At 66.0% G+C, this 26271-nt stretch carries 26 protein-coding genes; 17 read left to right on the top strand and 9 right to left on the bottom strand.

What is annotated here, in order from left to right; genetic code table 11:
* Positions 1-111: 111 nt before the first annotated feature.
* The 6 genes from F6X37_RS21880 (at position 112) to F6X37_RS21855 (ending at position 7099) form a co-directional block, all read left to right on the top strand.
* Positions 112-1743 carry an ABC transporter substrate-binding protein gene (locus tag F6X37_RS21880; RefSeq protein ID WP_184065846.1) on the top strand — a complete coding sequence of 544 codons (1632 nt, stop codon included), beginning with the start codon at positions 112-114 and terminating at the stop codon, positions 1741-1743.
* A gap of 155 nt (positions 1744-1898) precedes the next feature.
* The gene (locus F6X37_RS21875; protein ID WP_090802564.1) at positions 1899-2909 is read left to right on the top strand and encodes an ABC transporter permease subunit; all 1011 of its coding nucleotides are present in this window, start codon (positions 1899-1901) and stop codon (positions 2907-2909) included.
* Between the two features lie 6 nt (positions 2910-2915).
* On the top strand, positions 2916-3833 hold the full coding sequence (locus F6X37_RS21870; RefSeq protein ID WP_090802566.1) for an ABC transporter permease subunit: 918 nt from the start codon (positions 2916-2918) through the stop codon (positions 3831-3833).
* Positions 3834-3835: 2 nt separating this feature from the next.
* Complete coding sequence (locus F6X37_RS21865) at positions 3836-4840, top strand: ABC transporter ATP-binding protein (RefSeq protein ID WP_187612726.1); 1005 nt, start codon at positions 3836-3838, stop codon at positions 4838-4840.
* Positions 4837-5856 (top strand): peptide ABC transporter ATP-binding protein, encoded by a 1020-nt coding sequence (locus F6X37_RS21860; RefSeq protein WP_187612725.1) that lies wholly within the window; start codon positions 4837-4839, stop codon positions 5854-5856. The genes F6X37_RS21865 and F6X37_RS21860 overlap by 4 nt, the downstream gene beginning before the upstream one ends.
* Complete coding sequence (locus tag F6X37_RS21855; RefSeq protein ID WP_187612751.1) at positions 5849-7099, top strand: TraB/GumN family protein; 1251 nt, start codon at positions 5849-5851, stop codon at positions 7097-7099. Before F6X37_RS21860 ends, F6X37_RS21855 begins: the two co-directional genes overlap by 8 nt.
* A 65-nt stretch (positions 7100-7164) precedes the next feature.
* On the opposite strand, the gene F6X37_RS21850 is transcribed toward F6X37_RS21855, so the two are convergent.
* The 5 genes from F6X37_RS21850 to pxpB form a co-directional block, all read right to left on the bottom strand.
* Positions 7165-8121, bottom strand: coding sequence for a DUF979 domain-containing protein (locus F6X37_RS21850; protein WP_187612724.1), 957 nt, complete (start codon positions 8119-8121; stop codon positions 7165-7167).
* Positions 8118-8885 (bottom strand): DUF969 domain-containing protein, encoded by a 768-nt coding sequence (locus F6X37_RS21845; RefSeq protein WP_184065840.1) that lies wholly within the window; start codon positions 8883-8885, stop codon positions 8118-8120. Before F6X37_RS21845 ends, F6X37_RS21850 begins: the two co-directional genes overlap by 4 nt.
* A gap of 278 nt (positions 8886-9163) precedes the next feature.
* Positions 9164-9916: a 5-oxoprolinase subunit PxpA gene (pxpA, locus tag F6X37_RS21840; protein WP_187612723.1), complete on the bottom strand. Its 753-nt coding sequence runs from the start codon at positions 9914-9916 to the stop codon at positions 9164-9166.
* 20 nt (positions 9917-9936) lie between these two features.
* Entirely contained in the window at positions 9937-10989 is a 1053-nt protein-coding gene (locus F6X37_RS21835) for a biotin-dependent carboxyltransferase family protein (RefSeq protein ID WP_187612722.1), read from the bottom strand.
* Positions 10986-11639 (bottom strand): 5-oxoprolinase subunit PxpB, encoded by a 654-nt coding sequence (gene pxpB, locus F6X37_RS21830; RefSeq protein ID WP_187612721.1) that lies wholly within the window; start codon positions 11637-11639, stop codon positions 10986-10988. The genes F6X37_RS21835 and pxpB overlap by 4 nt, the downstream gene beginning before the upstream one ends.
* Positions 11640-11849: 210 nt before the next feature.
* Here pxpB and F6X37_RS21825 point away from each other — a divergent pair, with 210 nt between their 5' ends.
* Positions 11850-12362: a winged helix DNA-binding protein gene (locus F6X37_RS21825; protein WP_018418717.1), complete on the top strand. Its 513-nt coding sequence runs from the start codon at positions 11850-11852 to the stop codon at positions 12360-12362.
* Positions 12363-12413: 51 nt separating this feature from the next.
* Here the strand turns inward: F6X37_RS21825 and F6X37_RS21820 are convergent, their stop codons facing one another.
* A complete protein-coding gene (locus F6X37_RS21820; protein WP_262419984.1) occupies positions 12414-12956 on the bottom strand; it encodes a 5-formyltetrahydrofolate cyclo-ligase in 543 nt (180 codons plus the stop codon).
* Positions 12957-13033: 77 nt separating this feature from the next.
* Between F6X37_RS21820 and F6X37_RS21815 the strand changes: the two genes are divergently transcribed.
* The 4 genes from F6X37_RS21815 (at position 13034) to F6X37_RS21800 (ending at position 17947) form a co-directional block, all read left to right on the top strand.
* Complete coding sequence (locus tag F6X37_RS21815; protein ID WP_187612720.1) at positions 13034-15001, top strand: lytic transglycosylase domain-containing protein; 1968 nt, start codon at positions 13034-13036, stop codon at positions 14999-15001.
* A gap of 82 nt (positions 15002-15083) precedes the next feature.
* A complete protein-coding gene (locus F6X37_RS21810; RefSeq protein ID WP_187612719.1) occupies positions 15084-16037 on the top strand; it encodes a complex I NDUFA9 subunit family protein in 954 nt (317 codons plus the stop codon).
* Between the two features lie 27 nt (positions 16038-16064).
* Positions 16065-16718: a glutathione S-transferase family protein gene (locus F6X37_RS21805; RefSeq protein WP_187612718.1), complete on the top strand. Its 654-nt coding sequence runs from the start codon at positions 16065-16067 to the stop codon at positions 16716-16718.
* A complete protein-coding gene (locus F6X37_RS21800; RefSeq protein WP_187612717.1) occupies positions 16715-17947 on the top strand; it encodes a multifunctional CCA addition/repair protein in 1233 nt (410 codons plus the stop codon). Before F6X37_RS21805 ends, F6X37_RS21800 begins: the two co-directional genes overlap by 4 nt.
* Positions 17948-17981: 34 nt before the next feature.
* Here the strand turns inward: F6X37_RS21800 and F6X37_RS21795 are convergent, their stop codons facing one another.
* Positions 17982-18176 (bottom strand): DUF2905 domain-containing protein, encoded by a 195-nt coding sequence (locus F6X37_RS21795; protein ID WP_018418711.1) that lies wholly within the window; start codon positions 18174-18176, stop codon positions 17982-17984.
* A 31-nt stretch (positions 18177-18207) separates the two neighbouring features.
* Positions 18208-19410 carry a class I SAM-dependent methyltransferase gene (locus F6X37_RS21790; protein WP_187612716.1) on the bottom strand — a complete coding sequence of 401 codons (1203 nt, stop codon included), beginning with the start codon at positions 19408-19410 and terminating at the stop codon, positions 18208-18210.
* A gap of 13 nt (positions 19411-19423) precedes the next feature.
* Here F6X37_RS21790 and F6X37_RS21785 point away from each other — a divergent pair, with 13 nt between their 5' ends.
* The 6 genes from F6X37_RS21785 (at position 19424) to F6X37_RS21760 (ending at position 25885) form a co-directional block, all read left to right on the top strand.
* Positions 19424-20251, top strand: a complete 828-nt coding sequence (locus F6X37_RS21785; RefSeq protein WP_090802588.1) for an SDR family oxidoreductase — start codon at positions 19424-19426, stop codon at positions 20249-20251.
* A 91-nt stretch (positions 20252-20342) separates the two neighbouring features.
* A complete protein-coding gene (locus F6X37_RS21780) occupies positions 20343-20738 on the top strand; it encodes a dihydroneopterin aldolase (protein WP_090802589.1) in 396 nt (131 codons plus the stop codon).
* A gap of 3 nt (positions 20739-20741) precedes the next feature.
* The gene (gene ttcA, locus F6X37_RS21775; protein ID WP_187612715.1) at positions 20742-21743 is read left to right on the top strand and encodes a tRNA 2-thiocytidine(32) synthetase TtcA; all 1002 of its coding nucleotides are present in this window, start codon (positions 20742-20744) and stop codon (positions 21741-21743) included.
* Between the two features lie 141 nt (positions 21744-21884).
* Positions 21885-23246 carry a bifunctional UDP-N-acetylglucosamine diphosphorylase/glucosamine-1-phosphate N-acetyltransferase GlmU gene (gene glmU / locus F6X37_RS21770; RefSeq protein ID WP_090802592.1) on the top strand — a complete coding sequence of 454 codons (1362 nt, stop codon included), beginning with the start codon at positions 21885-21887 and terminating at the stop codon, positions 23244-23246.
* A 59-nt stretch (positions 23247-23305) separates the two neighbouring features.
* Positions 23306-25123 (top strand): glutamine--fructose-6-phosphate transaminase (isomerizing), encoded by a 1818-nt coding sequence (glmS, locus tag F6X37_RS21765; RefSeq protein WP_187612714.1) that lies wholly within the window; start codon positions 23306-23308, stop codon positions 25121-25123.
* A 162-nt stretch (positions 25124-25285) separates the two neighbouring features.
* Complete coding sequence (locus tag F6X37_RS21760) at positions 25286-25885, top strand: rhomboid family intramembrane serine protease (RefSeq protein ID WP_187612713.1); 600 nt, start codon at positions 25286-25288, stop codon at positions 25883-25885.
* Between the two features lie 51 nt (positions 25886-25936).
* Here F6X37_RS21760 and F6X37_RS21755 read toward each other — a convergent pair whose 3' ends face one another.
* Positions 25937-26197, bottom strand: a complete 261-nt coding sequence (locus tag F6X37_RS21755; protein WP_090805534.1) for a DUF6723 family protein — start codon at positions 26195-26197, stop codon at positions 25937-25939.
* Between the last annotated feature and the right edge of the window lie 74 nt (positions 26198-26271).

Genomic DNA, 26271 nt, shown 5'->3' with positions numbered 1-26271 from the left:
CGAAGTGTTTCCTGTCGTCAACAGAGGGATTTTGCTCCGCTTGGTAGCCGGCCCAAGCTCAAGTAATATCCCGCTACGCCGGCGCAAGCCGGCCCCGAACCTGGAGGAAACATGAAGCAAAACAATCTGTTGCGCGTCGCGCGTAGGTCCACGCTCGTCGCTGCCGCAGCGGCATCCCTGCTTGGCGTCACGAGCGCGCAGGCCGCTGGGATCCCGAACAAAACCCTCGTTTACTGCTCGGAAGGCAGTCCCGCGGGTTTCGATCCGGCCCAATACACGACGGGCGTCGACTTCACGGCCAACACGTTCACCGTCTATAACCGCCTCGTCGAGTTCGAACGCGGCGGCACCAAGGTCGAGCCCGGCCTCGCGGAGAAGTGGGACGTGTCGCCCGATGGCAAGACCTACACGTTCCATCTGCGTCATGGCGTGAAGTTCCAGACCACCTCGTTCTTCAAGCCGACGCGCGAATTCAACGCGGACGACGTGGTCTTCTCGTTCCAGCGCATGCTCGACCCGAACCAGCCGTTCCGCAAGGCGTATCCGGTGCAGTTCCCGTACTTCACCGACATGGGCCTCGACAAGCTGATCACGAGCGTCGAGAAAGTCGACCCGTACACGGTCAAGTTCACGCTGAAGGAAGTCAACGCGCCGTTCATCCAGAATCTGGCGATGGAATACGCGTCGATCCTGTCGGCTGAATATGCGGATCAGCTGCTCAAGGCAGGCAAGGCCGCCGACATCAATCAGTACCCGGTCGGCACCGGTCCGTTCATCTTCCGCAGCTACACGAAGGACGCGACGATCCGCTTCGACGGCAATCCCGACTACTGGAAGCCGGGCGCGGTGAAGATCTCGAAGCTGATCTTCTCGATCACGCCGGATGCCGGCGTGCGCGTGCAGAAGATCAAGCGCGACGAATGCCAGGTAATGAGCTATCCGCGCCCGGCCGACATCGCGCCGCTGAAGGCCGAGCCGAACATCGACATGCCGTCGCAACCGGGCTTCAACCTCGGCTATCTCGCGTACAACGTGACGCACAAGCCGGTCGACAAGCTCGAAGTGCGTCAGGCGCTCGACATGGCGATCAACAAGAAGGCGATCATCGAGTCGGTCTACCAGGGCGCGGGCCAGTTGGCCACGAACCCGATGCCGCCGACGCAATGGTCGTTCGTCAAGAACTTGCCGGCCGCCTCGTACGATCCGGCCAAGGCGAAGGATCTGCTGACGAAGGCGGGCTACCCGAACGGCTTCGACCTCACGCTGTGGGCGATGCCGGTGCAGCGCGCGTACAACCCGAACGCGCGTCTGATGGCGGAAATGATCCAGGCGGACTGGGCGAAGATCGGCGTGAAGGCGAAGATCGTCACGTACGAATGGGGTGAGTACATCAAGCGCGCGCACGCGGGCGAAGACGACACGATGCTGATCGGCTGGACCGGCGACAACGGCGATCCGGACAACTGGCTCGGCACGCTGCTCGGCTGCGAGGCGATCAACGGCAACAACTTCTCGAAGTGGTGCTACAAGCCGTTCGACGATCTGATCCAGAAGGGCCGCACGACTTCGGACGTGGCGACGCGCACGAAGATCTACGGCGAAGCGCAATATATTTTCGCGCAGCAACTGCCGTTCTCGCCGATCGCGCACTCGACCGTCTATCAGCCGGTCAGCAAGAAGGTGGTCGACATGCGCATCGAACCGCTCGGCTACGCGCGCTTCGACGGCGTCAGCGTCAAGTAATCGTAAAGTTCGCGCAGTAGGCCGCAATACAGTACGCCGCAACACAGTACACTTTTCGCACGGTTAGAAAACTGGTCGAAATGGTCCGGCGACCGGGGTCACGAGCCCTCGTCGCCGGTTGCGTTTTTTCATCACCAGTACCATGGGAGCGAACCATGTTCCGCTTCGTTTTGCGCCGCATCGGCATGGTGATACCGACGTTCATCGGCATCACGATCCTCGCGTTCGCGCTGATTCACCTGATCCCGGGCGACCCCATCGAAGTGATGATGGGCGAGCGCGGCGTCGATCCGGCCATGCATGCGGCCGCGATGCACCGCCTCGGGCTCGACGAGCCCTTGCCAATGCAGTACTTCCACTACATCGTGCGCGCCGTGCACGGCGACCTCGGCACTTCGATCATCACCAACACGAGCGTGATGGGCGAATTCCTCGCGCGCTTTCCCGCCACCGTCGAACTGTCGTTCTGCGCGATGCTGTTCGCGCTGATCGTCGGCCTGCCGGCGGGCGTGTTCGCGGCGCTGAGGCGCGGCACGGTGGTCGATCACGGCGTGATGGGCACCGCCCTGACCGGCTACTCGATGCCGATCTTCTGGTGGGGCTTGATCCTCATCATGGTGTTCTCGGTCAAGCTCGGCTTGACGCCGGTGTCGGGCCGCATCGCGGTCGAATACGACATTCCGCACGTGACCGGCTTCATGCTGATCGACTCGCTGATGTCCACCGACGAAGGCGCGTTCAAATCCGCACTCAGCCACCTGATCCTGCCCGCGATCGTGCTCGGCACGATTCCGCTCGCGGTCGTCGCGCGCATGACGCGCTCGTCGATGCTCGAAGTGCTGCGCGAGGACTACATCCGCACCGCGCGCGCGAAGGGGCTGTCGCCGGGACGCGTGATCGTCGTGCATGCGCTGCGCAATGCGCTGATTCCGGTCGTCACCGTGATCGGCCTGCAGGTCGGCACACTGCTTGCGGGCGCGGTGCTGACCGAAACGCTGTTTTCATGGCCGGGCATCGGCAAGTGGCTGATCGACGCGATCGGCCGGCGCGATTATCCGGTCGTGCAGGGCGGTATCCTGTTGATCGCCACGCTGGTGATCGTCGTGAACCTCGTCGTCGATCTGCTGTACGGCGTGCTCAACCCGCGCATTCGCCATACGAGGTAAATCACGATGGCTGACATTCAAAACACCGTCCCCCAAGCGGTTACCCCGCCGAGCGGCCGCGGCATCGCGGCACGCGAATTCTGGGCGAACTTCTCGCGCAACCGCGGTGCGGTCGGCGCGGGCATCATCGTGCTGGTGCTGGTCTTCATCGCGATCTTCGCGCCGCTGATCGCGCCGCACAGCCCGATCGAGCAATACCGCGACTCCGTGAAGATCCCGCCGGCGTGGCTCGACGGCGGCAACTGGAAGTTCATTCTCGGCACCGACGAAGCGGGCCGCGACATCCTTTCGCGTCTGATGTACGGCGCGCGGCTGTCGTTCTGGATCGGCTTCGTCTCGGTGGTCCTCGCGCTGATTCCGGGCGTCGTGCTCGGCCTCGTCGCCGCGTTCTTCGAGAAATGGGCCGACACGCCGATCATGCGCATCATGGACGTGCTGCTCGCGCTGCCGTCGCTGCTGCTCGCGGTCGCGGTGGTCGCGATCATCGGTCCGGGTCTCGTCAACACGATGCTCGCGATCGCGATCGTCGCGCTGCCGGGCTATGTGCGTCTGACGCGCGCGTCCGCCCAGGGCGAGTTGCAGAAGGAGTATGTGACCGCTTCACGCGTCGCGGGTGCGAGCACGTTGCGGCTGATGTTCTCGCAGGTGCTGCCGAACTGCACCGCGCCGCTGATCGTGCAGGCAACCCTTGGCTTTTCGTCGGCGATTCTCGATGCCGCCGCGCTCGGCTTCCTCGGCCTCGGCGTGCAGCCGCCGTCGGCGGAGTGGGGCGCGATGCTCGCGTCGGCGCGCGATTACATCGACAGCGCATGGTGGATCGTCACGATGCCCGGCCTGTCCATCCTGATCTCGGTGCTTGCGATCAACCTGCTCGGCGACGGGCTGCGTGACGCGCTCGACCCCAAACTGAAACGGATGGCCTGATCATGAGCAATCTACTGACCATCCGCAATCTCGCGGTCAACTTCGGCGGCCTGCCGGCGGTCGACCGCATCAATCTCGACGTCGCGCCGGGCGAAGTGGTCGGCGTGGTCGGCGAATCGGGCTCGGGCAAGAGCGTGACGATGATGGCGCTGATGGGCCTGATCGACGCGCCCGGCAAGGTCTCCGCCGACGAAATCACGTTCGACGGCAAGAACCTGCTGAAGGCCTCCGCGAGGGAACGCCGCAAGATCATCGGCAAGGACATCGCGATGGTGTTCCAGGACGCGCTGACGAGCCTGAACCCGAGCTACACGGTCGGCTATCAGATCAAGGAAGTGCTGAAGCTGCACGAGGGCCTGCGCGGCAGCGCGCTGGACAAACGCGCGCTCGAACTGCTCGATCAGGTCGGCATTCCGGACGCGAAGAACCGTATCGGCTCGTTTCCGCATCAGATGTCGGGCGGCATGAACCAGCGCGTGATGATCGCGATGGCGATCGCCTGCAACCCGAAGCTGCTGATCGCCGATGAGCCGACCACCGCGCTCGACGTGACGATCCAGGCGCAGATCATGGAATTGCTGATGCGCCTGCAGAAGGAACGCGGCATGGCGCTCGTGCTGATTTCGCACGATCTGGCCGTGGTGTCCGAGGTCGCGCAGCGCGTCGCCGTGATGTATGCGGGCGAGGTGATCGAGACGAACAAGGTGCCGGAGATCTTCGCCGCGCCTCATCATCCGTACACGGAAGCGCTGTTGGCCGCGATTCCCGAGCACAACGTCGGCGCGGTGCGGCTCGCGGCGCTGCCGGGCATGGTGCCGGGCCGCGACGACCGGCCCAAGGGGTGCCTGTTCGCGCCGCGCTGCAAGTACGTGGTCGACGACTGCATGAAGGCCCGCCCCGTGCTCGCGCCGCTGCCCGCGCACGCCGAGCTCACGCGCGTGCGCTGCATCAAACCGCTGAACCTCGAGAAGGACGCCAACGTTCACACGCAAGGAGGCGCCCGATGAGCGCAGTACCCGAAACCCGTCGCCAGTCGGATCGTACTGGCGATCACGTGCTCGTCGCCGACCAGCTCGCGCGCTACTACACGGTCAAGCGCGGCATGTTCGCGCACGGCACGGTGAAGGCGCTGAACGGCGTGTCGTTCGCGCTCGACCGCTGCAAGACGCTGGCGGTAGTCGGCGAGTCCGGCTGCGGCAAGTCGACGCTCGCGCGTCAGCTGACGATGATCGAAACGCCGAGCGCGGGCCGCCTGCTGATCGACGGCGAGGACGTGGCCGGCGCGAATCACGAGAAGATCGCGGCGCTCAGGCGCCGCGTGCAGATGGTGTTCCAGAACCCGTTTGCGTCGCTCAATCCGCGCAAGACCGTCGAGCAGACGCTCGGCGAACCGCTCGCGATCAACACGCAGATGAGCGCGACCGAGCGCGCCGAGCGCATCGCGCAGATGATGCGCACGGTCGGCCTGCGGCCCGAGCACGCGAAGCGCTATCCGCACATGTTCTCCGGCGGCCAGCGTCAACGTGTGGCGATCGCGCGCGCGATGATCCTCGATCCGCAGATCGTGGTCGCCGACGAACCGGTCTCGGCGCTCGACGTCTCGATCCAGGCGCAGATCCTGAACCTGTTCATGGACCTGCAGGACGAGTTCAAGACGAGCTACGTGTTCATCTCGCACAACCTGTCGGTGGTCGAGCATATCGCCGACGACGTGATGGTCATGTACTTCGGCGGCGTCGCTGAACTCGGCGACAAGCAGCGCATCTTCTCGAAACCGCGCCATCCGTACACGCGCGCGCTGATGTCGGCGACCCCGTCGATCTTCGAGGCCGACCGCACGATCAAGATCAAGCTGCAAGGCGAAATGCCGTCGCCGCTGAATCCGCCGTCGGGCTGCACGTTCCATCAGCGCTGCCCGTACGTGATCGACCGCTGCCGCAGCGAGGAGCCGAAGCTGCGAGAAGTGGATGGCCGCCTGGTCTCCTGTCACCGCGCTGAAGAGGTGGGGGACGTGGATGCCTGATGTGGTGGCGGCGCGTCGTCTTGCGCGCCGCTTGTGTGAGGGCGGCTGGATAGCCGCCTTCGCGCGGCGCCGCGGGGCGCGTGCGCTGGGAGGCGCCGCGCCCTGCGGCGCATTTGCTGGAAGGTTCGCCGGCAAGTTTTTTCGCACGTTTCTCTGCGCGTTTGTTCACGCGCTCGCGCGCGCCTTTTTCTCCGTATTTCTTCCCGCGTCGCTGTCCGCTTTATTTCGCGTAGGCTGCGCGCTGTCGGTCGGCGCGGCCGTACCCTGCATCGCTCACGCGGCCGGCGCGGCGGCCAAGGCGCCAGCCCAGGCGGCCCGTCCTGCCGTCACGGCGCCAAGCCCGCCACCGCCGTCAATTGCGCCGCCCCCGGTCCCCGGCACCACGGCGAGCGGCCCGGTGCGCCAGCAACCGGCGCGCATGCCGTTCTATGTCGCGACGCGCGGCAGTACGACGATCTACGTGCTCGGCACGCTGCACGTCGGCGATCCCGTCGACTATCCGGCGGGGCAGCCGTTCCGCGCGCCGATCCTCGCGGCGCTCGCCGCGTCGCCGACGCTCGCGCTCGAACTGTCGCCCGACGAGCTGCTGGTGTCGCAGGACGACGTGTCGAAGTACGGCGTGTGCAAGCGCGACTGCCTGCCGGGTCTGCTGCCCGAGCCGCTGTGGCACAAGCTCGCGTTGCGGCTGCGCGGCAACCCGGCCGCGCTCGATGCGATCAAAAAGATGCGGCCGTGGCTCGCGTCGCTGGTGGTCGAGACCTACGACTCGCTGTCCGCGGGGCTGCAAACGGAATACGGGACCGAAGCGCAATTGCAGAACGTCTATCTGAAGACGCGCGGCAAGATCGTCGGACTCGAAACGCTCGCGCAACAGATGCGCGCGTTCACCGGACTGTCGGCCGCGCAGCAGCGGGAGATGCTCGCGCAGGATCTGGTGCAGACGCCCGCGCAGAACGTCGAGGACGTGCGCACGCTGCACCGGCTGTGGCGGGTCGGCGATGCCGATGCGATCGCCGCGTGGCAGGCTGCCAAATCGGAGAAGCTCGCGCGCGACCTGCGCGTCTCCAATTCGATCGACAACCGGATCGTCTACGAGCGCAATCGCCGCTTCGTCGCGAGAATGTTGCAGATCGCCGCGCCGAACAAGCCGCTGTTCGTCGCGATCGGCGCATTGCATCTGGGCGGATCGAAGGGCGTGCTGCAGCTATTGCGGCAGCACGGCTTCGTGGTCGAGGCGGGTTGATCGGCGCAAGACCGTCTGCGTCTGCTCACATCCCGGTTGTCAAAACGACGCGCTTGTCAGCAGCCCTACAAAAACATCAAGAAATTCAACAGAAAGATATTGATCACCAGCAGCATCAACGCCGTCGGAATCTGCACCTTGATCACCGCATTCTTGTCGGGTAATTCGAGCAGCGCAGCCGGCACCATGTTGAAGTTCGCGGCCATCGGCGTCATCAGCGTGCCGCAGTAGCCGGAGAACATGCCGATCGCGGCCATCACGGCCGGGTTGCCGTGGAACACGCCGACGAGGATCGGCACGCCGACGCCGCCCGTCATCACCGGAAACGCGGCGAAGCCGTTGCCCATCACCATCGTGAACAGCGCCATGCCGATGCAGTACACGGCCACCGCGACGAAGCGGTACTCGAGGCTGATATACGACGTGGTCACGTGCGCGACCGCCTTGCCGACGCCCGCGTCCGAGAACACCAGACCGAGCATGCCGAGCATCTGCGGCAGCACCGCGGCCCACGAGAGCGCATCGACGAGGCGGCGCGCTTCCTTCATCGACTGGCCGACCGTGTCGCGCGTGATCACACAGGCGATCGCGAGCGCGATCACGCAGCCCAGACCGAAGCCGATCAGCGTGACGTTGGCCTTCTCGATCAACGGCACACCGCCGAACACGAGATGGCTTGCCGCGAGCGTGATGATCACGGTGACGACCGGAATCGTCAGCGCGGGCACGAACAGTTTGTTGCGCAGTCGCGCGGCGCTCGCCTGACGTGCTTCGAGCGACAGCGTCTTCGGCTTGCCCGCGGTGACGCCGCCGAAGCCCGCGATCAGCGCCATCGCGATTACCGCGCCGCCGACCACGGCCGGCGGCAGCCGGTCGCCGATCAGGAAGATCAGCGCGTAAAGAATCCAGAAGCCGCCCGCGGTGAGGCGGCGCGGATGCTCGCGGTCCGTGACGATCATGCCGCCGACGATCAGCAGCACGATGCCGAGCAACCAGAACAGATAGGTGATCGTGAAGGTCATGCTTCGTCTCCGGTAGCACGCGTGGCCGACGGCGGCGTCGATGCGGCGGTCGCGCTCGAACTGCCGCCCGGCGCCTTGCCGCGCAATTCACGCTCGAGCCGGCGGTCGAGCAGCCAGAGCCGGAAGCCATGCACGATGAACGCGCTGATCGCGGTCGGAATGCCCCACACGGCGACGTGAATCGGCTCGACGACGATGCCGGCTTCCTTCAGGAAAGTCGTCATCAGCACGATCGCGCCGAACGCGACGAAGATGTCCTCGCCGAAAAAGAGGCCGACGTTGTCGGTTGCGGCCGAGAATGCGCGCAGCCGGAAGCGCACCGCGTCGCCGATCTTGCCGAAGCGGTTCTCGGTCGCGCCCTCGGCCATCGGCGCGATCAGCGGACGCACCATCTGCGGATGGCCGCCGAGCCCGGTCAGGCCGACCGCGGCGGTCAGCTCGCGCACGAGCAGATAGACGATCAACAGACGTCCGGCGGTCGCCGCCTTGATGCTGCTGATCCACGCCTGCGCGCGCTCGCGCAGGCCGTGTCGTTCGAGCAGGCCGATCACCGCGAGCGGCAGCAGGATGATCAGCGGGATGTTGCGCGTCTTGATGAAGCCGGTGCCGATCAGCGCGAGGATTTTTTCCGGCGGGAAGTGCGCCGCGAAACCGGTGACGATCGCGGCGACGGCCACGATCAGCATCGGATTGAAGCGCAACAGAAAGCCAACGATGATGACGGCCACACCGATGAGCGGCCATAGACTGACAGTTGTCTGCATCAGGATCTCCAAAGAGGCTATTCAACTTCGCCGCGGGTGGCGGCTGACGTGAACCGGTGCATGCGGCCTCATGCGCCGGCCTGCTGCCGCGGCTCTGCGGCCGCGTCGAACTCTCTTTACCTGCCCCGTGAATGCGCGTCGGCATCCGTGGGTTTGCAGCGGGCATGGCGATTGATGCCGCGGCTGGCAATCGCCCCGCATGGGTGCGGGGCGCTGGATCGGTCACGCGCGCCGGATCGGAGCGACGCGCGCAGTGGCTAGGACGGTGATGCGAACGCTCAGACGCGCGCGGCGGCCGCCGCATGCACTTCGATGCCGGCGTCGGCGAGCGCGCCGCGAATGCGTCGCGCGAACGCCAGCGCATGCGGGCCGTCGCCGTGCAGGCAGATGGTCTGCGCGTTCAACGGCACCCACTGTCCGTCGACGGCCTTCACGCGTTGCTCGCGGATCATCACGAGCGTGCGCGCGAGCACTTCGTCCTCGTCGTCGAGCAGCGCGCCCGGCTCCTTGCGCGGCACGAGCGAGCCGTCGGCGCGATAGCCGCGGTCGGCGAACACTTCCTCGATCGCGGTCAGGCCCGCGTTGCGCGCGGCGCTCACGAGCCCGCTGTTGGCGAGCGCGAACACCGCCACGGACGGATCGAAATCGTGCACGGCGGAGACGATCGCGTCAGCGATCTTCGCCTCGCGTGCGGCCTGGTTGTACAGTGCGCCGTGCGGCTTCACGTGCGCGATGCGCCCGCCCTCGGCCTGCGCGATCGCCGACAGCGCGCCGAGCTGATACAGCACGCCCGCATAGATCTCGCCCGCCGGCAGATCCATTTCCTTGCGGCCGAAATTCTCGGGATCGTTGAAGCTCGGATGCGCGCCGATCGACACGCCTTTCTGCACGGCCCAGCGCACGCAGTCGCGCATCGCGTTGGGGCTGCCCGCATGCCAGCCGCATGCGATGTTGGCCGAGCTCACGAGGTCGAGCAGCGCCTCGTCGGAGCCGCAGCCTTCGCCGAGATCGGCGTTCAGATCGATTTCCATGGGGATTCCTTTACTTAGTGTCACAGCGCCGCGAGCGCCACCCGGCGCGCGCAACGCTCTTCATGCATCGCGATCGCGGCATCGATCTGCCGCAGATACGTGCGTTCTTCCAGCAAAGCCTGGCGCGCTTCGTAGGGCGTCGTCGGGATGAAACGGACAGCACCGTTCAGGCGCACCTGCGCGAGCTTCCACAGATCGGCCTGTATCACCGCGCCGATCTTCGGATAGCCGCCGGTGGTCTGCGCGTCGCTCATCAGCACGATCGGCTGACCGTTCGGGGGCACCTGGATCGTGCCGGGCAGCACCGCGTGCGACAGCAGGTCAGTCTTGTGCGTGCGCTTCAGCTCGGTGCCGGCAAGGCGATAGCCCATGCGGTTGCTGTTCGGCGTCACGAGCCACTCGTCGGACCAGAACGACTGCTGTGCATCCGCGGTGAAGCTGTCGTATTCGGGGCCGCGCAGCACGCGGATCGGGATGGCCCACGGCACGCCCGACGGATGACGACCGCGCCGCAGCGGCTCGTTGACCAGCACGAACTTGCACCAGGCGGGCGCCTTCACGCCGAACTCGGGCGCCTCGGGCGTGAAGCCGAGGTGGCCGCGCTGCTGCGGCGCGCCGACCGGCAGACGGTCGCCGTCGTTGAGCGCGCGGCCGCCGAGTCCGCCGAAATGGCCGGCAAGGTCGGTGCTGCGCGAGCCGAGCATCGGCAGCACGTCGATGCCGCCCGCCACGCAGACATAGCCGCGCATGCCGCGCTTCGCCGCGTGCAGCACGAGCTCCTGGCCGGCCTGCACGGGCAGACTCCAAAACGAATAGACGGGTTTGCCGTCGAGCGTCGCGCCGAACTCGGTGCCGGTGATCGCGACGCGCGTCGCGCGCAAAAAGCGCAGCGCGGTCGGGCCGAAGGTGATTTCGAGGCCGGCCGCGTCGGGGCGGTTGCCGACCAGCCGGTTGCCGACTTCGAGCGACAGCCGGTCGAGCGCCCCCCCCATCGCGACGCCGAGATGCCGATAGCCGGGGCGGCCGAGGTCCTGGATCGTGGTCTGGAGACCCGCGCGGATCACGTCGATCATGCGTGCATCCCCGCGATCGTGAAGCGCACCCGGTCGCCGGGCTGCAGCAGCGTGGGCGGACGGCGCGCCGGATCGAACAGCGGCACCTCGGTGCGGCCGATCAGCTGCCAGCCGCCCGGCGACACCGCCGGATAGATGCCAGTCTGCTCGCCGCCGATGCCGACCGAGCCCGCCGGCACCTCGAGCCGCGGCGACGCGCGGCGCGGCGTGTGCAGCGCGGTGTCGAGCCCACCCATATAGGCGAAGCCGGGCTGGAAGCCGAGAAAGAACACCACGTAGACGCCGCCCGCATGACGTTCGACGACCTCGCGCGCGCTCAAGCCCGTATGTTCGGCGACCGCCTGCAGATCGGGGCCGAATGCGCCGCCGTACTGCACTGCAATCTCGACGTCGCGCCCGGGCGCGACGGCTTCGGCCGCTGCGTTCCAGGCCGTCAGCAACTGCTCGCCGAGCGCGTCGGCGTCGGTCGAGAGCGGGTCGAACACGAGCGTCAGATTGTTCATGCCGGGCACGACTTCGAGCACCTGCGGCCAGTCGCGCGCGGCTTCGGCCGCAGCCCACACGCGCTGCTGGCACTCCAGCGTGGCGGGCGGCGGCGCTTCGCAGACGAGCGCGGCATCGCCGAGGGGAAAAATTCGTGGTTGGCTCATGACTGGGCGGCCCGGATCGAGTCGGAGGATGAGGCGGACAGCGCGGTGCGTTGGCGCATGCCCGGCACGGAGTCGGCGACGTTTGGAGCGTACATTATCAATAAAATATTGACGATTTACCAATAAGCGTTTTTGCCAGGCTCGTCGGCGGCGAGCATCGTCGTACACTTGCGACACTTTTCCAGCCCATTTTCGTCACGGGAACCTCGTATGACGCGTCATCCCACCAAGATCGTTTCGTCGGAACATCTCGTCTCCGAGAGCAGCGCGGAACTCTCGGAACTCGAATACGCGCTGATCATGGCAGGCAATGCGTTCAACCGCTGGATGGTGCGCTGCATGTCGGCGGCGGGCGACAAGGACATGACCGCGATCGAAGTGTCGCTGCTGCACCACGTGAGCCATCGCGAACGCCGCAAGAAGCTCGCGGACATCTGCTTCGTGCTGAACATCGAGGACACGCACGTCGCGACGTACGCGTTGAAAAAGCTCGTAGCTAGAGGGTACGTAAAAAGCGAAAAGACCGGCAAGGAAGTGTTCTTTTCCGCAACCGACGCGGGCCGCGAACTATGCCTGAAGTATCGCGAGGTGCGCGAAAACTGCCTGATTTCGACGCTCAAGGAAAGCGGCCTGACCAACCAGCAGATCGGCGAGGCCGCGCAGTTGATGCGCAATGCGTCGGGCCTGTACGACACGGCGGCGCGCGCGGCGGCTTCGCTGTAACGACGAAACGCCGCGCAAGCGCCGGCGCGTCACACGCCGCGCATCGCGCGTTCAGCCCGGCAGCGCCGGATGAAACCCCGCCTCCGTGACGATCAGATCGAGCGCAATGTCATGCGCCTCGCGTTCCAGCGTGTCGGTGCGGCACGCTTCGTAGGCGATGCCGACCGTGATCGGCTTGTGCGCCGCCGGCCAGCCGGCCAGCGTGCGGTCGTAATAGCCGCCGCCGTAGCCGAGGCGGTAGCCGTCCGAGTCGAAACCCACGCAGGGCACGAACAGCAGCTCGGGCAGCACCACGCGCCCCGAGGTGGGCTCGGCAATCTTGTGATGGCCGATTTTCATCGGCGTCGCGGGCGTCCAGGCATGGAATTCGAGCGCCATGCCACGTTCTTTAACGATTGGCAGACTGGCTTCGTGGTGCGAGTCCGCGGCAAGCCAGAGCGCAATCGCGCCGCGGGCGTCGAACTCGCCGGCAAGCGGCCAGTAGAATCCCGCGCTGCATACCGCGTAGTGCTTCAGCGCGTCGAGCATCCGACGCCCGAGCGCGGCATTCTTCGCCGGCTCGGAAGCCGCTTGCAGACGGCTTTCCAGCAACATCCGGCGCAGCGCCTTTTTCGTTGCCGGGACAGGGTTGCATGCTATGCTTGGGTCCAATTCGCGCTCCAGAAACAACGATGTCAAAACGCCTTTTTCGAGTATATCGCGCGGCCAGTATCGCGCTTGCCGCAGCGGCACTCGTGGCCTGCAGCACTGCCTCGGCCGTCAAGCCCCTTCCGATCTCGCAACTCACGAACGACGACCAGATTTTCGTCCAGCTTCGCGAAGCCTCGCGTACTAACGACGCGGCGCGCGCAGCCCAGCTCGCGAGCATGATCCCGAATTATCCGGCGCCCTCGTATCTGGAGTACTTCCAGATCAAGCCGCAGCTGTTCGATTCGACCGGCCATGCGCGCATCGACGCGCCGGACGCGCCCGTGCTCGCGTTCCTGCAGAAGTACGACGGCCAGGCGATCGCCGATCGCATGCGCAACGACTACCTGACGGTGCTCGGCACGCGTCACGACTGGCGCAACTTCGACCAGCAGTACGCGAAGTTCGTGCTCGACGACGACACTCAGGTCAAGTGCTACGCGCTCGAATCGCGCGCGTCGCGCGGCGAGAACGTCGCGGACGCGGCGCGCGCGCTGCTCGTCGAGCCGAAGTGGTACGGCGACGGCTGCGTCGATCTGATCACGGTGCTCGGCGTGAACCACCAGTTCAGCGCCGACGACATCTGGGCGCAAATTCGTCTCGCGTACGAACAGAACTACACGAGTACCGGCAGCAAGCTCGTCGACGCGCTCGGCGACCAGCCGCCCGACCCGGTGCTGTTCAGCCAGGCGACCAATGCGCCGCCGCTATTGCTCGCGCGCGGCGTCGGACCGGATGCGCAATCGCATCAACTGGCGCTGCTCGCCATCACGCGCATGGCGCGCAACGATCCGGCCATGGCCGCGGCCACGTTCGCGTCGGTCGCGCCGTCGCTGAATTCGCCGGAGCGCGCGATCGGCTGGGGCACGATCGGCTATCAGGGCGCGCTCAAGCAGATGCCTGGCGCGGTCGACTGGTTCCGGCTGTCGGCCAACGCGCCGCTGTCGAATCCCGCGTATGAATGGCGCACACGCAGCGCGCTACTCGCAGGCGACTGGAACATGGTGCGCTGGTCGATCGAGCAGATGCCCGAGTCGCTGCGCAAGCAACCGTCGTGGGTGTACTGGCACGCGCGCGCGCTGAAGCAGGCCGGCGACACGGCTACGGCCAGTCAGGAATTCCAGTCGATCGCGTCGAACTTCAACTTCTACGGCCAGCTCGCGCTCGAAGAGCTCGGCCAGAAGATCACCGTGCCGCCGAAAACCACCGTGACCGACGCCGAAGTGCAGCAAGCCGGCACCACGCCGGGCTTCGGTCTCGCGCAGCGCTTCTATGGGCTGAATCTGCGGCTCGAAGGCAATCGCGAATGGAACTGGCCGTTGCGCAACATGTCCGACCGGCAACTGCTCGCCGCCGCCGAGTACGCGCGCCGCATCGAGCTGTACGACCGCACCGTGAACACCGCGGACCGCACGAAGAGCGAGCACGATTTTTCGCTGCGCTATCTATCGCCGTTCCGCAACATCGTCGAGCAGGACGCGCAGTCGAGCGGGCTCGACGTCGAGTGGGCGTACGGGCTGATTCGCCAGGAGTCGCGCTTCATCATCAACGCGCGCTCTGAGGTCGGCGCGGGCGGACTGATGCAGCTGATGCCCGCCACCGCGCAACTGGTCGCGAAGAAGATCGGTCTGGGACCGGTGTCGCGCGAGCAGATGAACGACATCAACACCAACATCCTGCTCGGCACGAACTACCTGGCGATGATCTACAATCAGTTCGACGGGTCCGCCGTGCTGGCCACCGCTGGCTACAACGCAGGTCCGGGCCGTCCGCGCAACTGGCGGCAGTCGCTGCAGCGCCCGGTCGAAGGCGCGGTCTTCGCCGAGACGATTCCGTTTCAGGAAACTCGCGACTACGTGAAAAATGTGTTGTCCAACACGGTCTACTACGCGGCATTGTTCGAAGGCCGTCCGCAATCGCTGAAGGCGCGCCTGGGTTACATCGCACCGTAAGCGCCTTGGCGCCGCAATCTCGCTTCGAGGTTGCGGCGCGCTTCGCCAGCCGTTGCCGCGGCTTCCATCAGGGAGTCGAAAAATGCGACATCAAGCCATCGCGGTCATCGGCGGTTCAGGGTTTATCGGCAGCTACCTCGTCAACGCGCTCGTCGAGACGGGCAAGGACGTGCGCGTCGCCACACGGCGACGCTACAACGCGCGACATCTGACCATGCTGCCGATCGACGTGCTCGAAACCGACGTGTTCGATCCGGTGCAACTCGCGCGCTTCGTCGAGGGCGCGGATTGCGTAATCAATCTGGTCGGTATCCTGAACGGCAAACGCGGCAAGCCCTATGGGCGGGAGTTCGCGCATGCGCACGTCGAGCTGCCGACGCGCATTGTCGCCGCCTGCGAAGGCAAGGGCGTGCATCGGCTGATTCATCTGAGCGCGCTAGGCGCCAATCCGAACGGCCCGAGCATGTATTCGCGCTCGAAGGCCGACGGCGAGAAAGCCGTGCATGCGGCCAACGTCGCGTGGACGATCGTCCGGCCGTCCGTCGTGTTCGGACCCGAGGACGCGTTTCTGAACAAGTTCGCGTTCCTGCAGCGCGTGTTTCCGGCCATTCCGCTCGCGATGCCGGATGCGCAGTTCCAACCGGTCTATGTCGGCGACGTCGCGAAGGCGATCGTCAACGTGCTCGATCTCGATGGCGCGAGCGGCCGCACCTACGAGCTCGGCGGTCCGACCGTCTACACGCTCGAAGACCTGGTTTCGTACTGCGGCGACGTGATCGGCAAGCATGCGCGCATCATCCGTCTGCCCGAGCCGCTCGCGCGCCTGCAGGCGTTGAGCTTCGAAATGGCGCCGGGCGAACCGGTGATTTCGCGCGACAATCTCGATTCGATGAAGGTTGCCAACATTCTGAGCGGGCCGCTCGCGCCCGAGCTCGGACTCGAACCGGTCAGCATCGAAGCGATCGTGCCGACGTACCTGACCGGTGCTGCCTCGGGTTCGCGACTCGACACATTCCGCGCCAACGCCGGACGCTGAAGCCTTTCCCTCTACCTGATAACAAGTATGAAACTGCTGATTGGTGACAAGAACTATTCGTCGTGGTCGATGCGTCCGTGGCTGCTGCTCACGCACTTCGGCATTCCGTTCGACGAGGAACTGATCCTGCTGTACGAAGCGGACACGAATGCGAAGATCCGCGCTCAGGCGCCGCGCGGACCGGGCAAGGTGCCGTGCCTGATCGACGACGCCGGGCAGGCCGTGTGGGATTCGCTGGCGATCGCCGAAACGCTCGCCGAGCGCTTCCCGCAACACGCGCTGTGGCCGCGAGACGCGGCGGCGCGCGCGCATGCGCGCAGCGTCAGCGCCGAGATGCATTCGGGGTTCGGCGAGTTGCGCTCGAAGATGTGGATGAACATCCGTGCGTCGTTCCCGGGCAAGAACGCGACGCCGGGCGCGCTCGCCGATATCGCGCGGATCGAGACGATCTGGCGCGACTGCCTCGAGACCTACGGCGGTCCGTTCCTGTTCGGCGAATTCGGCATTGCCGACGCGATGTTCGCGCCGGTCGCGATGCGCTTCAACACATGGAAGCCGGCGTTGTCGGAGACCGCAGCCGCCTATGTCGAGCGGCTCACCGAGCTGCCCGCGGTCAATGCATGGATCGAAGCCTCGCGCCGCGAAACGCACGCGATCGCCTATCAAGACGAATGCCCATGAATATCTATGCAGTAGGTGGCGCGGTCCGCGACGAGCTGCTCGGCGTGCCGGTGCAGGACCGCGACTACGTGGTGGTGGGAGCGACACCCGAGCAGATGGTCGCGCAGGGCTATCGGCCGGTGGGCAAGGACTTTCCGGTATTCCTGCATCCGCAGACGCACGAGGAGTACGCGCTCGCGCGCACCGAGCGCAAGACGGCGGCCGGCTATCGCGGCTTCCAGTTTTTCTATGCGCCCGACGTGACGCTCGAAGAAGACCTCGCGCGCCGCGATCTGACGATCAACGCGATGGCGCGCGAGGTGCGCCCGGACGGCGAGCTGACCGGCCCCGTCATCGATCCGTTCAACGGCCAGGCTGACTTGCAGGCGCGGCTTTTTCGCCATGTCAGCGCCGCGTTCCTCGAAGATCCGGTGCGGATTCTGCGCATCGCGCGTTTCGCGGCGCGTTTCGTCGATTTCACGGTCGCGCCGGAAACGCTGGCGCTGATGCGCGAGATGGTCGCCGACGGCGAAGCCGATGCGCTGGTGGCCGAGCGCGTGTGGCAGGAGGTGTCGCGCGGGTTGATGGAGAAGAAGCCGTCGCGGATGTTCGGCGTGCTGCGCGACTGCGGCGCGCTCGCGCGGATTCTGCCGGAGATCGACGCGCTGTTCGGCGTGCCGCAGCGCGCCGACTATCACCCCGAGGTCGATACCGGTGTCCACGTGATGATGGTGCTGGACCATGCCGCGCAGCAGGGCTACGCGCTGCCGGTGCGCTTCGCGGCGCTGACGCACGACCTCGGCAAGGCGACCACGCCGGAGGAACTGCTGCCGCGGCACATCGGCCACGAGGGCCGCAGCGTCGATCTGCTGAAGCCGCTGTGCGAGCGGCTGCGCGTGCCGAACGAGTGCCGCGATCTGGCGGTGCTGGTCGCACGCGAGCACGGCAATATTCATCGCGTGATGGAGATGGGGGCGGCGGCTCTGGTGCGCCTGCTCGAGCGCAGCGACGCGATCAGGAAGCCGGCGCGCTTCGCCGAGGCGCTGCAGGCCTGCGAGTCGGATGCACGCGGGCGGCTCGGCCTCGAGATGAGCGAGTACCCGCAGGCCGAGCGGCTGAGGCTTGCACTGGTGGCCGCGCGAGGCGTGGATGCAGGGGCAGTGGCGCAGCGGCTCGCCGATGCGCCGGCCGGCATCAAGGACGCCGTGCATGAGGAGCGCGTGCGTGCGGTAGAGGCTGCGCTGGCTTGAAGTCGCGCGGGCGTAAAGTAGCGCGCGACGGCGCCTACAACACCCGCGCCAACAGCGACAACAGCATCGACAGCACCAGCGTCGACATGAACGGAAACGGATACTCGCGGCCGAACAGCCGCAAGGTCACGTCGCCGGGCATCCGGCCGATGCCGAGCTTCCTCAGCCACGGCCAGCACGACGACAGCACCGCGACGGCAACGAAGGTAGTCAAAAGCCAGCGAATCATCGCGAGTCCTCGAGCCAGAGCGGATTCACGATCACAGCGTATGCGAACGATCACCGCTCGAAAAGGCGCGCAGCGTATCGGTGAGTCCACGCGAAAACGCGATCACCTTGAAGAGCTCGCCCATCTCCGCCTCGGACAGCAGCTTCTGTACCGCGTTGGCGGCGGGAAGAAAGCGCGCGGCGTCGGCGGGATCGATTTCGCCGAGCACCTCGGTGACGCCCGCGTTCAGCAGGAAGCGTGCTTGCGATGTGAAGCCGAGCAGGTCCGCGCCGGTCTCGACGCCCGCCTCGGCGATGCCGGTGAATTCGACGTGCGCGGTGATGTCCTGCAGACCGGGGTACAGGAACGGGTCGCCGTGCGCGCGGTGCCGATAGTGGCACATCAGCGTGCCCTGCGCGCGCTGGTCGTGGTAGTACTCGTGGCGCGGAAAACCGTAGTCGATCAGCAAGATCGCGCCGCGCGCGAGCATCGTGCAGATGGTGCGCGTGAAGGCGCGCGCGGCTTCGTGCGTTTCTGTCACGTAGTCGTCGCCGGCCGGTTCGCGGGTCGCATCGATTTCGGTCAGCAGCGCGAGGTCCGCGGCGGCCGCGACGGGGCGGTCGTCGAACGCGAAGGCGCCGTCGCGCCACACCACGCCGCGCTCGCGCCAGACACCGCCGTTTTGCGCGAAGAGCCGCACCGGCATCGCATCGAGCACCTCGTTGCCGATCACCACGCCTTCGAAGCGCTGCGGCAACGCGTCGAGCCAGCGCACTTTCGCGAGCAGCGCGGGCGCGGCCGCCGCGATCGTTTCGCGCTGCCGCTCGCGCAGCTCACCCGATAGATCGATGATCGAATAGCTGTCGAACCCGGCGCCGAGCGTGTCGAGCGCATTGAGCAAGCCCGCGGCGAGCTTGCCGGTGCCGGCGCCGAACTCCATCACGTCGCGCGTGCCACTCGCCTCCAACGCTTCGGCGAGCGGGCGCGCGAGCGTCGCCGCGAACAGCGGCGACAATTCCGGCGCGGTGACGAAGTCGCTGCCGTCGTCGGCGCGCAGGCCGAATTTACGCGCACCGCCGCTGTAGTAGCCGAGACCCGGCGCGTACAACGCGCGCTCCATGTAGCGGTCGAACGGCAGCCAGCCGCCGGCCGCGTCGAGCTGCGCGCGGATCTCGGCGACGAGCGCGTCGGACTGCGCGAGCGCGCTCGGGCCGGGAGCAGGTAAACTATCGGGTTGGTGAGCTTTGGGATTCATCCCCGCATTGTAAATGACCGTTTCTCCGGACATCGCTGCCCGCGCGGCTGAACTGCCGCCCGAAACGCCCCGCGTCGTGCTGATTACGGGCGCCGCGCGCCGCATCGGGCGCGCGCTCGCCCTCGGCTTCGCCGCGCGCGGCTGGGACGTGGCCGTGCACTACGGTGCCTCGCGTGAGGACGCCGACGAAGTGGTCGCGCAGATCGTCGCGCTCGGCCGCCGCGCGGTCGCGCTGCACGCCGAGCTCGGCGACGAGGCGCAGGTCGCCCGGTTGCTGCCGGACTGCGCCGCTGCGCTCGGGCGGCCGTCGTGCATCGTCAATAACGCGTCGCGCTTCGAGGAAGACACGGCGCGCGACGTCGGCTACGAGCTGCTGCTGAAGCTGACCGCGACGAACGTCGGCGCGCCGCTCGTGCTCGCGCGCATGCTTTACGACGCGACGCCCGATGCGGCGTTGCGCGACGAAAGCCAGCGCGGCGTCGTCATCAATGTGCTGGATCAGAAGCTGTACAACATGAACCCGGACTATCTGTCGTACACGCTGTCGAAGGCGGCGCTGCAGACCGCGACGGTCGCGCTCGCTCAGGCGCTCGCGCCGAAGCTCCGGGTGGTCGGGCTCGCGCCCGGGCTGACCATGCAATCGGGCGACCAGACCCAGCACGGGTTCGAGGCCGCTCACCGTATGACGCCTCTTGGCCGTGCGTCGCGGCCCGAGGATATCGTCGCCGCCGCGCTGTATCTCGCGGATGCAGCCGGCGTGACCGGAACGACGCTGGTGGTCGACGGCGGGCAGCATCTCGTGCCGCTGCCGCGCGACGTGATGTTTTTGACGGGCGCCTGACACGCGCGCGTGGCCGGCCTTCGAGGCGGTCATCGCGTGTGGCGAAGCGCCCCTTTGCGTGCCCCGCACGCTTTTTTGGACTGGAACGAACATGTTTGCCGCTCTTTCGCACCCCCGGCTCGCCGATTGCCGCCGGCTTTTTCTGCGCAATTACGAAGTGCACATCAACATTGGCGTGCACGACTTCGAAAAGCGCGGCGAGCAGCGCGTCGTGATCAACGTCGAACTGTTCGTGCCGCTCGCGATGTCCACGCCGGTGCACGACAAGCTCACCGAAGTCGTCGACTACGACTTCATGCGCTCGACGATCGCGAGGCGCGTCTCGCAAGGCCATATTCATCTGCAGGAAACGCTGTGCGACGACCTCGTGCGCGCGATGCTCGAACATCCGCAGGTGCGCGGCGCGCGCGTGTCGACCGAAAAGCCGGACGTGTATCCGGACTGCGATGCGGTCGGCGTCGAAGTCTTCCGCATCAAGGAGGACTGAGCGATGAACGCACCGGAACTCCTGACCGCAGACAACGAAGCCGCTGACGCCACCGCGGCACCGAGCGCCGCCCGCGCCCCGAAATCGCCGCTCACGCGCCGCGAGCAGAAGGAAGCGTACGAGAACAACAAGCTCTTCAAGCGTCTCGCGCGCCAGGTCGGCCAGGCGATCGGCGACTACAACATGATCGAGGACGGCGACAAGGTGATGGTGTGCCTGTCGGGCGGCAAGGACAGTTACGCGATGCTCGAGATCCTGATGCGGCTGCGCGAGCGCGCGCCGATCAATTTCGACATCGTCGCGGTAAACCTCGACCAGAAGCAGCCGGGCTTCCCCGAGCACGTGCTGCCCGAGTATCTGACCCAGCTCGACATCCCGTTTCACATCGAGAATCAGGACACCTACAGCATCGTCAAGCGGCTCGTGCCGGAGGGCAAGACCACCTGTTCGCTGTGCTCGCGGCTGCGGCGCGGCATCCTGTATCGCGTCGCCGGCGAGCTCGGCGCGACCAAGATCGCGCTCGGCCATCATCGCGACGACATCCTGCAAACGCTGCTGCTGAACCTGTTCTATGGCGGCAAGTTGAAGGGCATGCCGCCCAAGCTGCAATCGGACGACGGCAAGAACATCGTGATCCGGCCGCTCGCCTACGTGAAGGAAACCGATCTGGAGAAGTACGCCGAGTTGCGTGAATTCCCGATCATTCCGTGCAATCTGTGCGGTAGCCAACCAAACCTTAAGCGCGCGGAAATGAAGGCGCTGGTCCGCGACTGGGAAAAGCGTTTCCCGGGCCGCATCGAGAACATGTTCAATGCGTTGTCGAACGTGGTGCCGTCGCATCTGATGGATCGCCAGCTGTTTGCGTTCGCGGGGCTGCGCGCGAGCGGCGAAGCCGACCCGCAAGGTGACATCGCGTTCGACGAAGAACCATGCTCGAGCGGCGACGAAGGCGCGCCGCTCACCAGTGCGAAGACCATTTCGCTGGTCCAGTTCGACGACCTGTAACGAGCGAAAAGTGCCTGTTCCGGCGGCATTCCGGCGCATTTCCGCTGGCTTGCAAGCCATGCCGAGGCCGCGTCTGCGGCCTTTTTTGCAGGTGCAGCATGATAGAATCGTCCGCTCCAAACTCGTCTATTTGCCGACGCCATGAACATCGTCATTTTGGCGGCAGGTACCGGCAAGCGCATGCGGTCCGCGCTTCCCAAGGTGCTCCATCCTCTGGCCGGCCGGCCGCTCCTCGCTCATGTCATCGACACCGCCCGCGCGCTGAAGCCCGCCCGCCTGATCGTCGTGATCGGCCACGGCGCCGAAGCCGTGCGCGAAGCCGTCGCGGCGCCCGATATCCAGTTCGCGGTGCAGGAGCAACAGCTCGGCACCGGCCACGCGGTGCAGCAGGCGCTGCCGCTGCTCGATCCTTCGTTGCCCACGCTGGTGCTTTATGGCGACGTGCCGCTCACGCGTGCGCAAACGCTGCGCGCACTGACCGGGCGTGCCGGCCAGGACGGCTACGGCGTGCTCACCGTCACGCTCGACGACCCGACCGGTTACGGCCGCATCGTGCGCGATCAGCACGGCAACGTGCAACGCATCGTCGAGCAGAAGGACGCGAGTCCCGAGCAGCTGAAGATCGCCGAAATCAACACCGGCATCATCGTCGCGCCGACCGCGCGCCTTGCCGGCTGGCTCGCGGCGCTCAAAAACGACAACGCGCAAGGCGAGTTCTATCTGACCGACGCGGTCGAAATGGCGATCGAAGCCGGCCTCGAAGTCGTCACCACGCAGCCCGACGACGAGTGGGAAACGCTCGGCGTCAACAGCAAGCAGCAGCTCGCCGAGCTCGAGCGGATTCATCAGCGCAATGTCGCCGACGCACTACTCGTCGCGGGCGTGACGCTCGCCGACCCGGCGCGCGTCGACGTGCGCGGCACGCTCGAATGCGGCCGCGACGTGTCGATCGACGTCAACTGCGTGTTCGAAGGCCGTGTGACGCTGGCCGACAACGTCAGCATCGGGCCGAACTGCGTGATTCGCAACGCGAGTATCGGCGCCGGTACGCGTGTCGATGCGTTCACGCACATCGAAGGCGCGCAAGTCGGCGCGAAGGCCGTTGTCGGTCCATATGCGCGCTTGCGCACAGGCGCGGCGCTGCAAGACGAGTCTCATGTAGGGAACTTCGTCGAGATCAAGAACGCGGTGCTCGGTCATGGCTCGAAGGCCAACCACCTCACCTACCTCGGCGATGCGGATGTCGGCGCGCGCGTGAATATCGGCGCGGGCACGATCACCTGCAACTACGACGGCGCCAACAAATTCCGCACCGTGATCGAGGACGACGTGTTCGTCGGCTCGGACACGCAACTGGTCGCACCGGTGCGCGTGCAGCGCGGCGCGACGATCGCGGCCGGCACCACGGTGTGGAAGGACGTCGCCGCCGACGCGCTGGTGTTGAACGATAAAACCCAGACGAGCAAGACGGGCTACGTGCGCCCTGTCAAAAAGAAAAGCTGATCGATACGGCGTGCCCACGAGGCGCGCTCACTGAATCCGGCACTGAAAAGGAATACACCATGTGCGGCATTGTCGGCGCGGTTGCGCAACGTAATATCGTTCCCGTCCTGATCGAAGGACTGCGACGCCTCGAATATCGCGGCTACGATTCGTGCGGCGTCGCCGTGCTCGGCGCTCGCGGGCCGAGCCGCGCGCGCAGCGTCGCGCGCGTGGCCGACCTCGAAGGCCAGGTGCGCGACGGTCGCCTCGAAGGCGTGACGGGCATCGCGCATACACGCTGGGCCACGCATGGCGCACCGGTCACCGACAACGCGCACCCGATCTTCTCGCGGGATGCGCTGGCGTTGGTACACAACGGCATCATCGAAAACTACGAGACCTTGCGCGAAATGCTGCGCGGCAAGGGTTACGAGTTCGTCTCGCAGACCGACACCGAGGTTATCGCGCACCTGGTCCATAGCCTGTATCGCGGCGACCTGTTCGCTGCGGTGCGCGAGGCGATCGCGCAACTGCACGGCGCGTATGCGATCGCGGTGCTGCACAAGGATCAGCCGCATACGGTGGTCGGCGCGCGTCAGGGCTCGCCGCTCGTGGTCGGGCTCGGGGACGGCGAAAACTTCCTCGCGTCGGACGCGCTCGCGCTCGCAGGCAGCACCGAGCGCTTCATCTTCCTCGAGGAAGGCGACGTCTGCGAACTGTCGCTCGATGGCGTGCGCATCGCCGATCGCCAGGGCGAGGCCGCGCAACGCGAGGTGCGCCAGGTCGCCGCCTATGGCGGCGCGGTCGAACTCGGCCCGTATCGCCACTTCATGCAGAAGGAAATCTTCGAGCAGCCGCGCGCGATCACCGACACGATTCCGCAGGCCGACGCGTTCGATGCGTCGATCTTCGGCGAGGGCGCGCGCCAGGTGTTCGCGGACATCGACAGCCTGCTGATTCTCGCGTGCGGCACCAGCTACTACTCGGGGCTCACCGCCAAGTACTGGCTCGAATCGCTCGCGAAGATTCCGACTCAGGTCGAGATCGCGAGCGAGTATCGCTATCGCGAGTCGGTGCCGAATCCGAAGTCGCTGGTGGTGGTGATTTCGCAGTCGGGCGAAACCGCCGACACGCTCGCGGCGCTCAAGCACGCGCAGGGGCTCGGCCACAAGCACACGCTCGCGATCTGCAACGTCGGCACGAGCGCGATGGTGCGGCAGACCGAGTTGTCGTTCCTCACGCACGCGGGCCGCGAGATCGGCGTCGCGTCGACCAAGGCATTCACGACGCAGCTGGTTGCGCTGTTCACGCTGGCGGCAACGCTCGCGAAGCTGCGCGGACGTTTGAACGACGAGCAGGAAGCGAGTTATCTGAAGCAGTTGCGCCACCTGCCGGCGGCGCTCAACAGCGTGCTCGCGCTGGAGCCGCAGATCATCGCGTGGTCGGAGGAGTTTTCGCGCAAGGAACATGCGTTGTTCCTCGGCCGCGGCATGCACTATCCGATCGCGCTCGAAGGCGCGCTGAAGCTCAAGGAGATTTCGTATATCCACGCCGAGGCGTATCCGGCTGGCGAGCTGAAGCACGGGCCGCTGGCGCTCGTGACCGAAGCGATGCCGGTGGTGACGGTCGCGCCGAACGACGCGCTGCTCGAAAAGCTGAAGTCGAACATCCAGGAAGTGCGCGCGCGCGGCGGCGAGCTTTATGTGTTCGCCGATGCCGATACGAAGATCGTCAACGGCGAAGGGCTGCATGTGATCCGGATGCCAGAGCACTATGGCTTGCTGTCGCCGATCCTGCACGTCGTGCCGCTGCAGTTGCTCGCGTATCACACCGCTTGTGCGCGTGGCACGGATGTGGATAAGCCGCGGAACCTGGCGAAGTCGGTGACGGTGGAGTGACGAAGACGTAGCGGCAAACCGGGCCGCAAGCTCACGCAATCAGCCGCGCCGCCATGCGGTCCGGCGGACGAAACACCGTCGGCATCTGTCTTGCAACGATGCCTCGACGTGACGACGCCACATCGACTACCCTCGGTCGACATCCCACGTGGCCTCGTCATCATGAAGACCTCATCTCCCAACACGCTAACCGAAAAGCTGAAGTCACGCGTCGTGCTGATCGCGCTGTTCGTCGGTTCGATGTGGGCGGTGTTCTTTCTGTCGGTTGCGTTGCCGTTCCTGCATCTGAACGAGCACGGCGTCGTGCCGCGTTCGCTCGACGGCTTGCAGGGCATCCTGTTCGCGCCGTGGCTGCATGCGAGCGTCGGACACATCGCCGCCAACACGAGCGGGCTCGTCGTACTCGGCTGGCTGTGTACGTGGCCGGATATCGCCGGCTTCTGGCGCGCGACCATCGGCGCGATGCTCGGCGCCGGTCTTTGCGCGTGGCTATTCGGCGCGCCGTATTCGGTGCATATCGGCGCGAGCGGGCTGGTGTTCGGCTATGCGGGTCACCTGGTTGCGCGTGGTTACTACACGCGCAATCTCGTGTCGATCCTCGTGGCCCTGGTCGTCGTCAGCAGCTACGGTCTGAGCCTGCTGTTCGGCGTACTGCCGATCTATCCGGATGTGTCGTGGCAGAGCCATGTCGGCGGCGTGCTCGGTGGTGTGCTCGCCGCGCGTGCGGGGGCCGGCGCGGCAAACCGGGTACGCGTGCGCTGACCCACCCGCATTTTTTCGCGTATCGGCAAATCGCCGGGTGATCGACGAATCCTACAACTCCGGCCGCGCCAGATCGCTCGCGACGATGTGTTCGCCATACACCTGCGCGGCCGCGAGCGCTTCGAGTCGGCTCGCGTGTGGGCCCAGTTCGGGCGCGCCATCGAATGGAAACAGCACGCGGCCGTCGGTCGTGCGCACCACCTTCAATACGCCGAAGAAGCGGCGGTAGCCGGCCATTTTCGCGCTCGCCGAAATCTCGAAGTCGTCCTCCGACGTGCCCGGGACGCTGGGAATAAACGCGGTCTTGCTCATAGCTGAAAACATCGGTTGTTCGTTGAGGCGGCGTGCAACGATGCGCGCGGCCGACGCGCATTGTCTCAAATCGG

It is taken from the genome of Paraburkholderia sp. 31.1 (assembly GCF_014397645.1).
Lineage (GTDB): Bacteria > Pseudomonadota > Gammaproteobacteria > Burkholderiales > Burkholderiaceae > Paraburkholderia > Paraburkholderia tuberum.
Note: the sequence above shows the minus strand (reverse complement) of the source record. Positions and strands in the feature narration are given on the sequence as shown.

Bases quoted from the DNA above. Each gene is read 5' to 3' on its own strand.
- F6X37_RS21810 (WP_187612719.1), top strand. From the start codon at position 15,084: ATGCGACATCAAGCCATCGCGGTCATCGGCGGTTCAGGGTTTATCGGC.
- F6X37_RS21855 (WP_187612751.1), top strand. From the start codon at position 5,849: ATGCCTGATGTGGTGGCGGCGCGTCGTCTTGCGCGCCGCTTGTGTGAG.
- F6X37_RS21760 (WP_187612713.1), top strand. From the start codon at position 25,286: ATGAAGACCTCATCTCCCAACACGCTAACCGAAAAGCTGAAGTCACGC.
- F6X37_RS21860 (WP_187612725.1), top strand. From the start codon at position 4,837: ATGAGCGCAGTACCCGAAACCCGTCGCCAGTCGGATCGTACTGGCGAT.
- F6X37_RS21805 (WP_187612718.1), top strand. From the start codon at position 16,065: ATGAAACTGCTGATTGGTGACAAGAACTATTCGTCGTGGTCGATGCGT.
- F6X37_RS21875 (WP_090802564.1), top strand. From the start codon at position 1,899: ATGTTCCGCTTCGTTTTGCGCCGCATCGGCATGGTGATACCGACGTTC.
- F6X37_RS21835 (WP_187612722.1), bottom strand. From the start codon at position 10,989: ATGATCGACGTGATCCGCGCGGGTCTCCAGACCACGATCCAGGACCTC.
- F6X37_RS21845 (WP_184065840.1), bottom strand. From the start codon at position 8,885: ATGCAGACAACTGTCAGTCTATGGCCGCTCATCGGTGTGGCCGTCATC.
- pxpA (WP_187612723.1), bottom strand. From the start codon at position 9,916: ATGGAAATCGATCTGAACGCCGATCTCGGCGAAGGCTGCGGCTCCGAC.
- F6X37_RS21825 (WP_018418717.1), top strand. From the start codon at position 11,850: ATGACGCGTCATCCCACCAAGATCGTTTCGTCGGAACATCTCGTCTCC.
- F6X37_RS21880 (WP_184065846.1), top strand. From the start codon at position 112: ATGAAGCAAAACAATCTGTTGCGCGTCGCGCGTAGGTCCACGCTCGTC.
- F6X37_RS21865 (WP_187612726.1), top strand. From the start codon at position 3,836: ATGAGCAATCTACTGACCATCCGCAATCTCGCGGTCAACTTCGGCGGC.
- F6X37_RS21820 (WP_262419984.1), bottom strand. From the start codon at position 12,956: ATGTTGCTGGAAAGCCGTCTGCAAGCGGCTTCCGAGCCGGCGAAGAAT.
- F6X37_RS21850 (WP_187612724.1), bottom strand. From the start codon at position 8,121: ATGACCTTCACGATCACCTATCTGTTCTGGTTGCTCGGCATCGTGCTG.
- F6X37_RS21795 (WP_018418711.1), bottom strand. From the start codon at position 18,176: ATGATTCGCTGGCTTTTGACTACCTTCGTTGCCGTCGCGGTGCTGTCG.
- F6X37_RS21755 (WP_090805534.1), bottom strand. From the start codon at position 26,197: ATGAGCAAGACCGCGTTTATTCCCAGCGTCCCGGGCACGTCGGAGGAC.
- F6X37_RS21780 (WP_090802589.1), top strand. From the start codon at position 20,343: ATGTTTGCCGCTCTTTCGCACCCCCGGCTCGCCGATTGCCGCCGGCTT.
- glmU (WP_090802592.1), top strand. From the start codon at position 21,885: ATGAACATCGTCATTTTGGCGGCAGGTACCGGCAAGCGCATGCGGTCC.
- ttcA (WP_187612715.1), top strand. From the start codon at position 20,742: ATGAACGCACCGGAACTCCTGACCGCAGACAACGAAGCCGCTGACGCC.
- F6X37_RS21800 (WP_187612717.1), top strand. From the start codon at position 16,715: ATGAATATCTATGCAGTAGGTGGCGCGGTCCGCGACGAGCTGCTCGGC.
- F6X37_RS21815 (WP_187612720.1), top strand. From the start codon at position 13,034: ATGTCAAAACGCCTTTTTCGAGTATATCGCGCGGCCAGTATCGCGCTT.
- glmS (WP_187612714.1), top strand. From the start codon at position 23,306: ATGTGCGGCATTGTCGGCGCGGTTGCGCAACGTAATATCGTTCCCGTC.
- F6X37_RS21870 (WP_090802566.1), top strand. From the start codon at position 2,916: ATGGCTGACATTCAAAACACCGTCCCCCAAGCGGTTACCCCGCCGAGC.
- F6X37_RS21790 (WP_187612716.1), bottom strand. From the start codon at position 19,410: ATGAATCCCAAAGCTCACCAACCCGATAGTTTACCTGCTCCCGGCCCG.
- pxpB (WP_187612721.1), bottom strand. From the start codon at position 11,639: ATGAGCCAACCACGAATTTTTCCCCTCGGCGATGCCGCGCTCGTCTGC.
- F6X37_RS21785 (WP_090802588.1), top strand. From the start codon at position 19,424: ATGACCGTTTCTCCGGACATCGCTGCCCGCGCGGCTGAACTGCCGCCC.